This is a genomic window from Nocardia sp. A7 (genome assembly GCF_046549215.1).
GTDB lineage: Bacteria > Actinomycetota > Actinomycetes > Mycobacteriales > Mycobacteriaceae > Nocardia.
In genome coordinates this window covers 346,014-358,975 of the sequence record NZ_JAJPWE010000001.1, presented here as the reverse complement: position 1 = coordinate 358,975, position 12,962 = coordinate 346,014, and the positions used below count along the sequence as shown (strand labels likewise).

Genomic DNA, 12,962 nt, shown 5'->3' with positions numbered 1-12,962 from the left:
TCGTGGCCGAAGACGCCGCCGCCACCGGGGCGGCACCGGATCCCATGCCGGACACGGTCGAGGAGACCGCGACCACGGCCGTGCCGCAGGACGAGCAGCCGCCTGCCCCGGCTTCAAGGGCGGGGCGCAATCTGCCCGCGGCTCTGGCTGTCGGGCTGACGCTCGGGCTGTCGCTGATCGCGATCCTGTTGTTCGTCCCGAAGGTGTTCATCGCGGTCGCGGGGCTCGCTGTCGGCGTCGCGACCTGGGAGGTCACCAAGCGACTGCGTGAGGCAGACGTGCTGGTGCCGCGGATTCCGCTGCTGGTGGGCGGTCAGGCGGTGTTCTGGCTCGGCTGGCCGTGGGGCGCGAGCGGGGTGCTCGGCGCGTTCGCCGCCACCGCGCTGGTGTGCATGGTGTGGCGCCTGTTCGATCACGGACTCAGTACCGCGCCGAAGAACTTCCTGCGTGACACCGCGATCGCGGTGTTCACGCTCACCTGGATCCCGCTGCTCGCCGCGTTCTCGACGCTGCTGCTGCTGGAACCCGACGGCAATCTTCGGGTGCTCACGTTCATGATCCTGGTGGTGTGCTCCGATGTCGGTGGCTATGTCGCCGGTGTGCTGTTCGGCAGGCATCCGATGGTCCCCGCGATCAGCCCGAAGAAGTCGTGGGAGGGGTTCTGCGGTTCGCTGGTGTTCAGCGTGATCGGCGGTCTGCTGACCGTCACCCTGCTGCTCGAGGCGAATTCGATGATCGGTGTCGTGCTCGGTGTCGGCCTGGTGGCCGTGGCGACCATCGGTGACCTGATCGAGTCGCAGATCAAGCGCGAACTCGGCATCAAGGACATGGGAACGCTGCTGCCGGGGCACGGCGGAATCATGGATCGTCTCGACTCGATGCTGCCCTCGGCCTTCGTCTCCTGGCTGGTGCTCAGCGCCCTGATCTGAGGATCAGGAAACTCTCTTGGCGGCGTGCCGCAGTTGCAGGATGCGTACCCCGCCGACCAGGCCCATCACCAACGCGCCCGCGATCACCGACAGCAACACGGTGATACCGAGCGGCAGTTCGAACTCCCAGAACAGCAGGTCGGTTTTGACCTTGTCGAGATTCTGGATGATGAAGGTCAGCAGCACGATGCCGAGCAGGGCGGCGGCCAGCAACGCGATCCAGGTGTAGCCGGTGCGCGATCCGTGCACGGCGTCGTGCGGGACCGGTACCGGCTTGGTGGCAGGCTTCGCCGGGGCGGCGGGCTCGGTGTGTTTGCCGGTGAGATCGGTCGACGTCGGGTCGTGCTCGGCCGGTGACGCACCGGATTCTGCGTGAGTACTCATGTATCGATCATTGCTGACCGCTATCGCTCGTGCACGCATCTTGTCGATAACGTTGCCCGGCGTGGCAACCGCGACGTCGCGTTTGGGACAATGGTGAAACTATGGCCATCTCCCTGCCCCTCGTGTTCGATGCCCCGCGCCGCGGCATGCCGCCGCGTCACCTCGCCGATCTCGACTCGGACGAACGCAAGGCCGCGGTGCAGGAGCTGGGACTGCCGAAGTTCCGGGCCGACCAGTTGGCCCGTCAGTACTACGGTCGCCTGCAGTCCGATCCGGCGCTGATGACCGATCTGCCCGCGGATGTGCGCGAGAAGGTCGGTGAAACGCTGTTCCCGCCGCTGCTGTCGGTGGTGCGCAATATCGCCTGCGACGAGGGCGATACCCGCAAAACGCTGTGGAAGGCGCACGACGGGACGCTGCTGGAGAGCGTGCTCATGCGCTACCCCGACCGCAATACGCTGTGCATTTCCAGTCAGGCCGGGTGCGGGATGGCGTGTCCGTTCTGCGCGACCGGGCAGGCGGGTCTCACCCGTAACCTCTCGACCGCCGAGATCGTCGACCAGGTGCGCGCGGCCGCGGCCGATCTGCGCGACGGTGCGGTGCACGGCGGTCCGGGCCGGCTGTCCAACATCGTGTTCATGGGGATGGGCGAACCGCTGGCCAACTACAAGCGGGTGGTGAACGCGGTGCGCCGGATCACCTCGCCCGCGCCCGACGGTCTTGGCATCTCGCAGCGATCGGTGACGGTGTCGACCGTCGGCCTCGCGCCCGCGATCCGCAAACTGGCCGACGAGGACCTGTCGGTGCGGTTGGCGGTGTCGCTGCACACCCCCGACGACGAACTGCGCGACACCCTCGTACCGGTGAACAATCGGTGGTCCATCGCCGAAGTGCTCGATGCCGCACGGTATTACGCCGACAAGTCCGGGCGCCGGGTGTCGATCGAGTACGCGCTGATCCGCGATATCAACGATCAGCCGTGGCGCGCCGACCTGCTCGGCAAGAAACTGCACAAGGCGCTCGGCCCGCTCGTGCACGTGAACCTGATCCCGCTCAACCCGACACCGGGCAGCGAGTGGGATGCCAGCCCCAAGCCGGTCGAGAAGGAGTTCGTGCGCCGCGTGATCGCCCAGGGTGTGTCGTGCACGGTGCGCGACACCCGCGGACAGGAGATCGCGGCGGCCTGTGGCCAGCTCGCCGCCGAGGGCTAGACAGACATCCGCGCACGGTCCGGTCTCGCGCGGGGAGCGCGCGGTCAGACGATGCTGGTCGGTGTGCGGAAGTCGTCGTAGGGCAGTGGGCCCGCGACGAAGGCGTTGACCGACATGAAGTTCAGGGTGATGTCGCCCCCGAGGTTGTCCAGGAACGCGATATCGGAGGCGTCGCGGCCGGTGGCGATGCGGACCAGACTCGAGCGCGGCGCGAGGCCGGTCGGGTCGTAGGTGCGCCACTGACCGTCGATGTAGGCCTCGCAGACGGCGTGGAAGTCCATCGGCACACAGCCCGGCGCGTAGACCGCGGCGACCCGGGCGGGGACGCCGACCGCGCGCAGCAGCGCGACCATCAGGTGGGAGAAGTCGCGACACACACCGGTGCCCGACAGCAGCGTTTCCACCGCGCCGTCGATGGGTGTGCTGCTGCCGGGGACATAGGTGATCCGGCGGCCGATCCACGACGAGACGCGGTTGGCTACCTCGGGATCGGCGATGCCGTAACCGAATTCGGCCGCCGCGAAGCCGAGCAGTTTGTCCGACTCGGCGTAGCGGCTCGGTCGCCGGTACAGCGCGAGGTCGTAGTCCGACGGCGGTTCGATGGTGGCGGTGCCGAGGACGGTCGCCTGATAGTCGATCCGGAGGGTGCCCGCGCGCACGTCGAGCACGTGGATCCGGGATCCGTGCTGGCCGACCACTTCGCGCGGCGTGAGGAACTCACCGTCGAGCGAGCATGTCATGGACTCGATCAGGTCGAGGCCGGGCCCGCGGGCGACGGCGATCTGACACTGCAGCATCGAATCGGCATGGACCGCGACCTCGAGGCGAGCAGAAACGTCACGTTTCACGCCCACAGACTGACAGGCGAAGCGGGATCAGGCGAACCGAACCGCTCGCAAGGGTTGCGGCCCAGGCATTATCGTCGCGGCACCGGATCGACGCGCGTCGCGGACCGTTGGCTACGCGTACCTCCGGTAACCAACGCCTGCGACGTGGCGAACAGCGCTTTGGTAGGGTCCAGCCGTCGGACGACGAGCGAGATTCGGGGGTCAGAATGGTTTCTGACGGGACGGTGTTCGCCGGCTACACGATCGATCGGCAGCTGGGTCAGGGCGGGATGGGGTCGGTCTATCTGGCCAGGCATCCGCGACTGCCCCGGTGGACCGCGCTCAAGTTGCTGAATCGGGAGTTGTTCTCCGACAAGGAGATCCGGGCCAGATTCGAGCGGGAAGCCGATCTGGTGGCCCAGCTCGATCATCCCAATATCGTGACCGTGTTCGATCGCGGGATGGAGGGCGATCAGCTGTGGATCAGCATGCAGTACATCGACGGGATCGACGCCTCCATGCTGAATCCGCTCAACCTACCGACGGATCGGGCGCTGCAGATCATCGGTGAGACCGCCGCCGCGCTCGACTACGCGCATCGCGCGGGCGTGCTGCACCGCGACGTGAAGCCCGCCAACATCCTGCTGGCGCGTTCGAGCAGCCAGGAACGGGTGTACCTCACCGATTTCGGCATCGCACGTCTGCGCGACGATTCGGGGCACCTGACCGAAACCGGATCGTTCACCGCCACGCTGGCCTATGCCGCACCCGAACAGCTCACCGGCGCCGCGCTGGATCACCGCGCCGACCAGTACTCCTTGGCCTGCACGCTGTACACACTGCTGACCGGCAGCGCACCCTATGAATCGACCAGCCCGGCCGCCGTCATCACCGGGCACCTGCAATCGCCCCCGCCGCCGGTGAGCCCGCGCCGTGCCGGTCTGTCGCCTGTGCTCGACGCCGTCATGGCCCGCGCGCTGGCCAAGCGACCCGCCGACCGGTTCGCCTCGTGCGAGGAGTTCGTGGACGCCGCGAAGCGGGCGGTCCGCACCGGAACCACCGGTGCCAGTCCGCTCGCCCGGCCGACCTCGGGTGCGCACGCTCAGCCGTTCGTCGGCATGTCACCCATGCGCCCGGTGAGTTCCACGGGCACCCCGATCCCGCCGTACATCCCGGCCCCGATGCCGCCGCGGATGCCACAGCCGCAGTACGCGCCGACACCGCAGTACTGGCAGCAACCGGCCCGGATCCCGAATCCACCACCGCAACGCGGCGGCTGGGGGTCGGCGTTGGGCACCTACGCGGTCCTGTTGATCGTGGTCATCGTGATCGCCGGCGTGATCGCGCTGCTGGCAAACCTCTGATCGGCGCGCCGACCCGATCGGCGGGTGCCATATTCTGGTCAGAATGAGCGACTTCGACGTCACCGCCGCCGACACCATCGACCTCGACCGGTTGCGTCGTTTCGTCGCCGTCGCCGAGGAACTGCACTTCGCGCGCGCCGCCAAGGCCCTGCGCATTCCACGGCAGGCGCTGAGTGCCACTGTGATCGAGTTGGAGGAAGAGCTCGGCACCCGCCTCTTCGTGCCCGGCGCCTCGCCCACCCAGCTCACCGACGACGGCGGCGCGCTGCTCACGCGGGCCAGGGACCTGATCCGGGTACAGGAGCAGGCCGAACGGGAGCAGGAGCCCGACGCCCCCGCGAGCCTGCGGGTGGGTTTCGTGCCGGGGGTGACTGTGTCGAAGTGGGCGCGGATCTGGGGCGATCGACTGCCGGACCATCCACTCGCGGTAGTCGGCGTCGCGCAGGGTGAGCAGGAGTCGGTGCTGCGCGAGGGCCGCGTCGATCTGTGCTTCGTCCGGCTGCCCATCGACCGGACCGCCACGAACGCGATCCCGCTCTGGCAGGAGACACCGGTCGCGGTGGTACGCAAGGACGACGCGCTGTCGCTGCTCGAGTCGATCAGCCCCGCGGATCTGGCCGACGAGACGATCCAGGACGCGACCGATCTCGATCAGGCCGTAGATACCCTCGCCTTGGTCGCCGCGGTCGGTGGCGCGGCGATCATGCCGCAGTCGATCGCCCGCCTGCACAACCGCCGTGACCTGGTCTACCGCCCGATCAGCGACACCGAGTTCACCGAGATCGCGCTGGCCTGGCCCGCCGGGACCGATACCGATCTGCTCGAGGAGTTCGTCGGCATCGTGCGCGGCCGCTCGGCCAACAGCTCGCGCGGCGTGGCGGAACCGGAACAGCGCGCCGCGGCGCCCGATCGCAAGCCCGCGGCGAAGAAGCCCGCGGCCAGGAAACCGGCGCCGAAGAAGCCGGTCGCGCGTGGTCGCAAACCTGCCCGGCGCGGTCGCTGACGCACGAAAACGCCTGCGGCGCAAGTGATTTGCCGCAGGCGTGGACGTTCGTGTAGTCGAAGAGCTACTTCGGTATCCGCTGGGTGAGCGAGGAGACGATCATGATGAGCGCCATCAGGCCCGCCAAACCGATGAGGAAGAGATCCTCGACGTGACCCTGGTGGTTGCCGATGGTCATGCCGAGCAGAGCCACGACGACGACCCAACCCGCGATGAGGAAGGTCTTGCGCGACTCACCGCTCCAGCCCCATGCTGCCGAGGGCACCTCGGCGGGGTCGACGCTGGTGGCGACGGCGCGCTCGGTGCTGGCTTTATCGAGGTCCGTGGCTGCCACGATCGCTCCTTAGGGCTCGAGTTCTGGTTGGGCGAGTGAGCATATCGTGGCATACGACCGTCCGTCGTAGCCAGCAGCCCTGCCACAATGGGCCCGTGTCCCACCCCGCAACGCGTGCCGCGCACGACAGTTCCCCGTCCACCGATCGGGTGAAGGTGCTGCTCCTCGGCAGTACCGGTTCGATCGGTACCCAGGCGCTCGAGGTGATCGCCGCCAATCCCGACCGTTTCGAGGTGGTCGGCCTGGCGGCGCGCGGCGGTAATCCCGCCCTGCTCGCCGAGCAGATGGCGGCCACCGGCACCCGCAATGTCGCCGTCGCCGATCCCGCCGCCGCCCAGACGCTCGAGCTGGAATTGGGCGGCCCCGACGCGGTGACCGAACTGGTCCGCCGGACCGACGCCGATGTCGTCCTCAACGCGCTGGTCGGTTCCCTCGGCCTCGGACCCACGCTGGCGACCCTGCAAGCAGGCACCCGACTGGCGCTCGCGAACAAAGAATCCCTGGTGGCCGGCGGTTCCCTGGTGACCCGCGCCGCCGCGCCCGGCCAGATTGTGCCCGTCGACTCCGAGCACTCCGCACTGGCCCAGTGCCTGCGTGGTGGCCGCGCCGACGAGGTGGACCGCCTCGTTCTCACCGCATCGGGCGGCCCGTTCCGCGGCTGGACCACCGAAATGCTCGAATCCGTGAACCCCGCCGAGGCCAAGACTCACCCGACCTGGTCGATGGGCCCGATGAACACCCTGAACTCGGCCTCGCTGGTCAACAAGGGCCTGGAACTGATCGAGACCCATCTGCTCTTCGGCGTGCCATACGACCGCATCGACGTCACCGTCCACCCGCAGTCGATCGTGCACTCGATGGTCACCTTCACCGACGGCTCGACCCTGGCCCAGGCCAGCCCCCCCGACATGAAACTCCCCATCGCCCTGGCACTCGGCTGGCCCGACCGCATCCCCGGCGCGGCCGCCGCCTGCGACTTCGGCACCGCCGCCACCTGGACCTTCGAGCCGGTCGACGACGAGGTCTTCCCCGCCGTCCGCCTGGCCCGCCAGGCAGGCGAAGCGGGCGGCAGCGTCACCGCGGTCTACAACGCCGCCAACGAGGTCGCGGTCCAAGCCTTCCTCGACGGCAAGATCACTTTCCCCACCATTGTGCGCACCGTCACCCGCGCGGTAGAGGCCGCCGACCGCTGGCACGCCGAACCCGATACCCTGGACGACGTCCTCGCGGCCGACCGCTGGGCACGGGAGTACGCCGCGAAGATCATCGACACCAAGACCACACCCTGACCCCAAAACCCCAAGAGGGCCGAAGCCCCGCAACGCCACCCGCCGACAACACAGAACTCAGAACCACTTGTCGCGAGTGAAACGCCGCACCCGACGAGCCCACCTACGGACTCCCAACCTGACCACCACGTTTTCGGCCGCCCCGGATCCGAGGGGCGAGACGTAACGGCGAAGCCGCAGTATCGCCCCTCGGATTCGGGGTCACGAGGCCGAAAACCCGCGGCGCCAGCCGCCAAAAGAGAAGGGCCCACATGGTTTTCGCGCTGGGGTTCGCACTGTTCGCCCTCGGTATCACGATTTCGATCGCGCTGCACGAGTGCGGGCACATGTGGACCGCGCAGGCCACCGGCATGAAGGTGCGCCGCTACTTCATCGGCTTCGGGCCGAAGGTGTTCTCGTTCCGTCGCGGTGAGACCGAGTACGGCCTCAAGGCGCTGCCGCTCGGCGGATTCTGCGATATCGCGGGCATGACGGCGCTCGACGAGCTCGAGCCGGAGGAAATCGACCGGGCGATGTACCGCCAGTCGACCTGGAAGCGCCTGGTCGTGATGTTCGGTGGCATCGGCATGAACTTCCTGCTCGGGTTCATCCTGCTGGTCGCCCTGGCGATCGGCTGGGGTCTGCCGCAGCTCGAACAGCCCCCGGCCACCGCGCTGGGCACCATGAGCTGCGTCGCGCAGGAGACCCCGGAGAAGACCCTCGCCCCCTGCACCGGCGACGGACCCGCCCAGCGTGCCGGGTTGCGGCGTGGCGACGTGGTGAAGGCCGTCAACGGCGTCGAGGTGAGCACCTGGGCACAGTTCCAGGCCGAAACCCAGAAGCAGACCGGCACTTTCACCTACACGATCGACCGCGACGGTCAGACGCTGACGGTCGCGGTCACCCCGGAGCGGGTCGTGCGCTCGCCCAAGGAAGGCCCGAGCCGTGAGGTGAGCGCGGTCGGCGTCGGCCCCGACTACGCCGAGCCGCAACAGTACGGCCCGATCGCCGCGATCCCGGCCACCATCTCTTTCACCGGCGACTTCTTCGTCGAAACGGTGAAGTCCCTGGCGAAGATGCCGCAGAAGGTGTCGGCACTGTGGGAAGCGGTCACCGGCGGCGAGCGCGATCCGGAGACACCGGTCAGCGTCTACGGTGCCAGCCGCCTCGGTGGTGAGACCGCCGAGCGTGGCCTGTGGGGCATGTTCATCCTGATCCTGGCCAGTTTGAACTTCTTCCTCGGCGCGTTCAACCTGCTGCCGTTGCTGCCGCTCGACGGCGGTCACATCGCGGTGGTGCTCTACGAGAAGGTCCGCAACACGATCCGAGGCTGGCGCGGCAAGGCCCCCGCAGGCCCGGTCGACTACCTCAAACTGTTGCCGCTGACGTATGTGGCAGTGGTGATCGGTGGTGCGTTCATGCTGCTCACACTGGCCGCCGACATCGTCAACCCCATCAGCCTTAGGTAATATTTGCGGCTGGCGCCGCGGTTTTCGGCCTCGTAACCCCGAATCCGAGGGGCGATACTGCGCCTTCGGCGTTCCGTCTCGCCCCTCGGATCCGGGGCGGCCGAAAACTGCGATGTGTTCACTGTCGTGGCCCTCACAGGGCGGTCGGTCACCCTGCGCGACTAAGCTCGGCAACATACACCCGGTCTATCCGAGAACCGTACGAAAGAAGGCAGCCGACCGTGACCACCACCATCGGATTGGGGATGCCCGCCGCTCCCGCTGCTGTTCTCGCACCCCGGCGCAAGACCCGTCAGCTGATGGTCGGCAATGTCGGCGTCGGTAGCGATTCGCCGATCTCGGTGCAGTCGATGACCACCACCAAGACCCACGACATCAACGCCACCCTGCAGCAGATCGCCGAGCTCACGGCCTCGGGCTGCGACATCGTGCGGGTCGCTTGTCCGCGTCAGGAAGACGCCGACGCACTCGCCACGATCGCGAAGAAGTCGCAGATCCCGGTGATCGCCGACATCCACTTCCAGCCGCGCTACATCTTCGCCGCGATCGATGCGGGCTGCGCCGCGGTGCGTGTCAACCCGGGCAACATCAAGGAATTCGACGGTCGCGTCGGCGAGGTCGCCAAGGCCGCGGGCGCCGCCGGTATTCCGATCCGCATCGGCGTGAACGCCGGTTCGCTGGACAAGCGGATGCTGGAGAAGTACGGCAAGGCCACCCCCGAGGCGCTGGTCGAGTCGGCGCTGTGGGAGGCGAGCCTGTTCGAGGAGCACGGCTTCGGCGACATCAAGATCTCGGTCAAGCACAACGACCCGGTGATCATGGTGGAGGCCTACCGCCAGCTCGCCGCGCGCAGCGACTACCCGCTGCACCTCGGCGTCACCGAGGCGGGCCCGGCGTTCCAGGGCACGATCAAGTCCGCGGTGGCCTTCGGCGCGCTGCTCAGCGAGGGCATCGGCGACACGATCCGCGTCTCGCTCTCGGCGCCGCCCGCCGAGGAGATCAAGGTCGGCGACCAGATCCTGCAGTCGCTGAACCTGCGCCCGCGCAAGCTCGAGATCGTGTCCTGCCCGTCGTGTGGACGCGCCCAGGTGGACGTGTACACCCTGGCCGACGCCGTCGCCGCCGGTCTGGACGGCCTGGAAGTGCCGCTGCGCGTCGCGGTGATGGGCTGTGTCGTGAACGGGCCCGGCGAGGCACGCGAGGCCGACCTCGGTGTCGCCTCCGGCAACGGCAAGGGTCAGATCTTCGTCAAGGGTGAGGTCATCAAGACCGTGCCCGAGCATTTGATCGTGGAGACCCTGATCGAAGAGGCGATGCGCATCGCCGAGGAGATGGGCGAGCAGGCGGGCGGCGAGCCGGTCGTCACCGTCAGCTGAGGCGAGCAAACTCTCGGTCAGGAGTCGGATTCGGCGGACCCGTACCGCTCGGCGTGCTTTCATGGCAGGCTGGTGGCGTGCGGAGTCTGCTGGAGCCGACGCGACGGTCCAAAACCGCTTCTGCGCGCCCGGTTGCCGTGCGAGATCTCGGCGAAGTGTTACGTGTCCTCGATGACGACCCGGTGGCGTCGTGCATGATCGCCGCCCGCGTGCAGGAATTCGGGCTCGACGCGCGTACCGGCGTCGGCGAGCTGTGGAGCCGCGGCGGCCCGGCCGATTCCCTGTGTTTCTCCGGCGCCAACCTGGTGCCGCTGCGCGGTGACCAGCAGGCTCTGCGTGCGTTCGCCGATCGGGCAGGCCGTTGGCCACGGGTGTGTTCCTCGGTGGTCGGCAGGCAGGAACTCGCGCTGCCGCTGTGGGAGATGCTGCTCCCGTCCTGGGGTCCCGCGCGGGAGTTACGCGCCGACCAGCCGCTGCTCGCCCTCGCCCAGCCCGCTACCGCGCGCGCCGACGGGGGAGTGCGCCGCGTCCGACCCGACGAGATCGACCGCTACCTGAATGCCGCGATCGCGATGTTCATCGAAGAGGTCGGCATCGACCCGCGCACCGGCGACGGCGGCCGCGGCTACCGACGGCGGATCAAGAGTCTCATCGAATCCGGCAGGGCCTGGGCACGTTTCGAAGACGGCGAGGTCGTCTTCAAGGCCGAGATCGGTGCCCTGTCCCGGCGTACCGGCCAGATCCAGGGCGTGTGGGTGCATCCCGAACACCGGGGTACCGGTGTCGGCACCGCGGGCACCGCGTCGGTCGCCAATGCTGTTGTCGCAACGGGCCGTACGGCCAGCCTCTACGTCAACGATTACAACCGCATCGCCCGCCGCGCCTACAGCCGCGTAGGTTTCCGCCAGATCGCCACCTTCGCAACTGTCCTGGTGGACTGAAACTTTGGCGCGTGGCGCCGATGTCAGCGGGCTGTTCGCCGCTACCATCGGTGCCGATGAGGACACGGATGCTCACCACATGCGCGGTGGTCGCCCTCGCGGTAGGGGCGACCGCTTGTTCTTCCGGTGCCCAGGGGCCGGTGCCCGCCGCCGACGCCTTCGCCGCGGCCTTCGCCGAAAACGACCTGTCCGCGGCTGCGGCGCTCACCACCGCTCCCGAGAAGGCAACGGCGGCACTGACTTCGACGTGGCAGGCATTGCAGGCGGAGAAGTTGTCGATCCGCACCGGCGACGCGCGCGTCAACGGTGACACCGCGACGGTCGACTACACCTACGAATGGACCCTGCCCAAGGGCCGCCAGTGGACCTACTCCGGCGAACTGCAGATGGGCCGCAGCGATGGGCGCTGGCTGGTCCGCTGGAGCTCCGCCGACATCCACCCCGAACTCGGTGACACCCAGAGCATGGAATTGCGCACCCGCCCCGCCCCGCGGGCCAGGGTGAACGAGGCGGCGGGCAGCGACGTGCTGGTCCCCGGCAAGGTCTCGCGAGTGAAATTCACCGTGGCTGACGCCCCCGACCCGACCCGCGTCGCCGGCGCGCTCGCCGCGGCACTGAGCCGCATCGACCCCGTCGCCTACACTCCCCAGTCCATCCTCACCGCGGCGCGCAGGACCGATGGCGCGCACACCGTGATCCTGCTCAACGAATACGAGGCCGAGACCATCGGCGGCGAACTGATCGGTCTGCCCGGCGTGACCCTGACCCAGGAGTGGGACATGGTGCCCACCGACCGCAAATTCGCACCCGACCTGCTCACCCAGGTTCGTAAGACGGTGATCGCCGAGGTCGACGGCAAGGCCGGCTGGAGTGTGGTCACCCGCAATGCCGACGGCGCCGATCTCGCTGTGCTGCACGAGGAAGCGGCCGAACCCGCGCCGTCGTTCGCGTTGAGCATCGACCGATTCGTCCAGAATTCCGCCCAGCACGCCGTTGACCTGCGCACCGAGCAGGCGATGATGGTGGTGCTTCGCCCGTCGACCGGTGCGATCCTGGCGGTGGCCCAGAACAAGCTCGCCGACCGCGACGGGCCGGTGGCCACCAGCGGGCAGTACCCGCCGGGCTCGATCTTCAAGACGGTCACGGCGTCGGCGGCGATGGCCTCGGGGCTTGCCACGCCCGAGACCGTGCTTGCCTGTCCGAGCAGCACCATCATCGGCGAACGCACCATCCCCAACTACAACATGTTCACCGTCGGTGAAGTGCCGATGGCCACCGCCTACGAACGCTCGTGCAACACCACGTTCGCGAGGCTGGCCAGCAAGCTCGAACCCGACGCGCTCACCGTGGCTGCGGCGCGCCTCGGCGTCGGCCAGGACTACAAGGTCGAAGGTCTACCGACCATGTCCGGTTCGGTGCCGAGGGCCGAGGGGCTGGTCCAGCGCGCCGAGGACGGCATCGGCCAGGGCAGAGTGGTGGTGAGCCCGTTCGGGATGGCGGTGATGGCCGCGACAGTCGCCCACGGCGCCACGCCGGTGCCGTATCTGATCGCGGGCAGGCCCACCGAGATCACCGGTGATCGCCCCGCGATCGCGCCGGAGGTGGTCGATGGGCTGCGTTCGATGATGCGCATGGTGGTTACCGGCGGCACGGCCGAACGCATCAGGGATCAGGGTGAGGTCTACGGCAAGACGGGCGAGGCCGAGGTCGAGGGTGGTTCGCACTCGTGGTTCGTCGGCTATCGCGGGGATATCGCGTTCGCGACACTGCTGGTGAAGGGCGGCAGCTCCGACAATGCCGTCGCCACCACCCGGGATATGTTCGCCGCGTTGCCCGCCGGCTATTGAGTCGTCCGC

At 68.2% G+C, this 12,962-nt stretch carries 12 protein-coding genes; 9 read left to right on the top strand and 3 right to left on the bottom strand.

Going from position 1 to position 12,962, the window contains the following annotated elements; all coding sequences use genetic code 11:
- Nucleotides 1–44 precede the first annotated feature (44 nt).
- Nucleotides 45–929 carry a phosphatidate cytidylyltransferase gene (locus ACLJPD_RS01565; RefSeq protein WP_410871888.1) on the top strand — a complete coding sequence of 295 codons (885 nt, stop codon included), beginning with the start codon at nucleotides 45–47 and terminating at the stop codon, nucleotides 927–929.
- A 3-nt stretch (nucleotides 930–932) separates the two neighbouring features.
- On the opposite strand, the gene ACLJPD_RS01560 is transcribed toward ACLJPD_RS01565, so the two are convergent.
- Nucleotides 933–1,313: a lipopolysaccharide assembly LapA domain-containing protein gene (locus tag ACLJPD_RS01560; RefSeq protein WP_410869873.1), complete on the bottom strand. Its 381-nt coding sequence runs from the start codon at nucleotides 1,311–1,313 to the stop codon at nucleotides 933–935.
- Between the two features lie 101 nt (nucleotides 1,314–1,414).
- On the opposite strand from ACLJPD_RS01560, the gene rlmN reads away from it, so the two are divergent.
- Entirely contained in the window at nucleotides 1,415–2,524 is a 1,110-nt protein-coding gene (gene rlmN, locus ACLJPD_RS01555; protein ID WP_410869872.1) for a 23S rRNA (adenine(2503)-C(2))-methyltransferase RlmN, read from the top strand.
- 44 nt (nucleotides 2,525–2,568) lie between these two features.
- Here rlmN and ACLJPD_RS01550 read toward each other — a convergent pair whose 3' ends face one another.
- Nucleotides 2,569–3,372 (bottom strand): transglutaminase-like domain-containing protein, encoded by an 804-nt coding sequence (locus ACLJPD_RS01550; RefSeq protein ID WP_410869871.1) that lies wholly within the window; start codon nucleotides 3,370–3,372, stop codon nucleotides 2,569–2,571.
- Nucleotides 3,373–3,578: 206 nt separating this feature from the next.
- On the opposite strand from ACLJPD_RS01550, the gene ACLJPD_RS01545 reads away from it, so the two are divergent.
- Both ACLJPD_RS01545 and ACLJPD_RS01540 read left to right on the top strand, forming a co-directional pair.
- The gene (locus tag ACLJPD_RS01545) at nucleotides 3,579–4,715 is read left to right on the top strand and encodes a serine/threonine-protein kinase (RefSeq protein ID WP_410869870.1); all 1,137 of its coding nucleotides are present in this window, start codon (nucleotides 3,579–3,581) and stop codon (nucleotides 4,713–4,715) included.
- A gap of 43 nt (nucleotides 4,716–4,758) precedes the next feature.
- Nucleotides 4,759–5,718 carry a LysR substrate-binding domain-containing protein gene (locus ACLJPD_RS01540; protein ID WP_410869869.1) on the top strand — a complete coding sequence of 320 codons (960 nt, stop codon included), beginning with the start codon at nucleotides 4,759–4,761 and terminating at the stop codon, nucleotides 5,716–5,718.
- Nucleotides 5,719–5,782: 64 nt separating this feature from the next.
- On the opposite strand, the gene ACLJPD_RS01535 is transcribed toward ACLJPD_RS01540, so the two are convergent.
- A complete protein-coding gene (locus ACLJPD_RS01535; RefSeq protein ID WP_410869868.1) occupies nucleotides 5,783–6,052 on the bottom strand; it encodes a DUF2631 domain-containing protein in 270 nt (89 codons plus the stop codon).
- Nucleotides 6,053–6,147: 95 nt separating this feature from the next.
- On the opposite strand from ACLJPD_RS01535, the gene dxr reads away from it, so the two are divergent.
- From dxr to ACLJPD_RS01510, 5 genes are all read left to right on the top strand, one after another.
- On the top strand, nucleotides 6,148–7,341 hold the full coding sequence (gene dxr, locus ACLJPD_RS01530) for a 1-deoxy-D-xylulose-5-phosphate reductoisomerase (protein ID WP_410869867.1): 1,194 nt from the start codon (nucleotides 6,148–6,150) through the stop codon (nucleotides 7,339–7,341).
- A 251-nt stretch (nucleotides 7,342–7,592) separates the two neighbouring features.
- Complete coding sequence (locus tag ACLJPD_RS01525) at nucleotides 7,593–8,789, top strand: M50 family metallopeptidase (RefSeq protein ID WP_410869865.1); 1,197 nt, start codon at nucleotides 7,593–7,595, stop codon at nucleotides 8,787–8,789.
- Nucleotides 8,790–9,010: 221 nt separating this feature from the next.
- Nucleotides 9,011–10,165 carry a flavodoxin-dependent (E)-4-hydroxy-3-methylbut-2-enyl-diphosphate synthase gene (gene ispG, locus ACLJPD_RS01520; protein ID WP_410869864.1) on the top strand — a complete coding sequence of 385 codons (1,155 nt, stop codon included), beginning with the start codon at nucleotides 9,011–9,013 and terminating at the stop codon, nucleotides 10,163–10,165.
- A gap of 86 nt (nucleotides 10,166–10,251) precedes the next feature.
- The gene (locus ACLJPD_RS01515; RefSeq protein WP_410871887.1) at nucleotides 10,252–11,106 is read left to right on the top strand and encodes a GNAT family N-acetyltransferase; all 855 of its coding nucleotides are present in this window, start codon (nucleotides 10,252–10,254) and stop codon (nucleotides 11,104–11,106) included.
- Between the two features lie 56 nt (nucleotides 11,107–11,162).
- A complete protein-coding gene (locus tag ACLJPD_RS01510; protein WP_410869863.1) occupies nucleotides 11,163–12,953 on the top strand; it encodes a penicillin-binding transpeptidase domain-containing protein in 1,791 nt (596 codons plus the stop codon).
- Nucleotides 12,954–12,962: the final 9 nt, after the last annotated feature.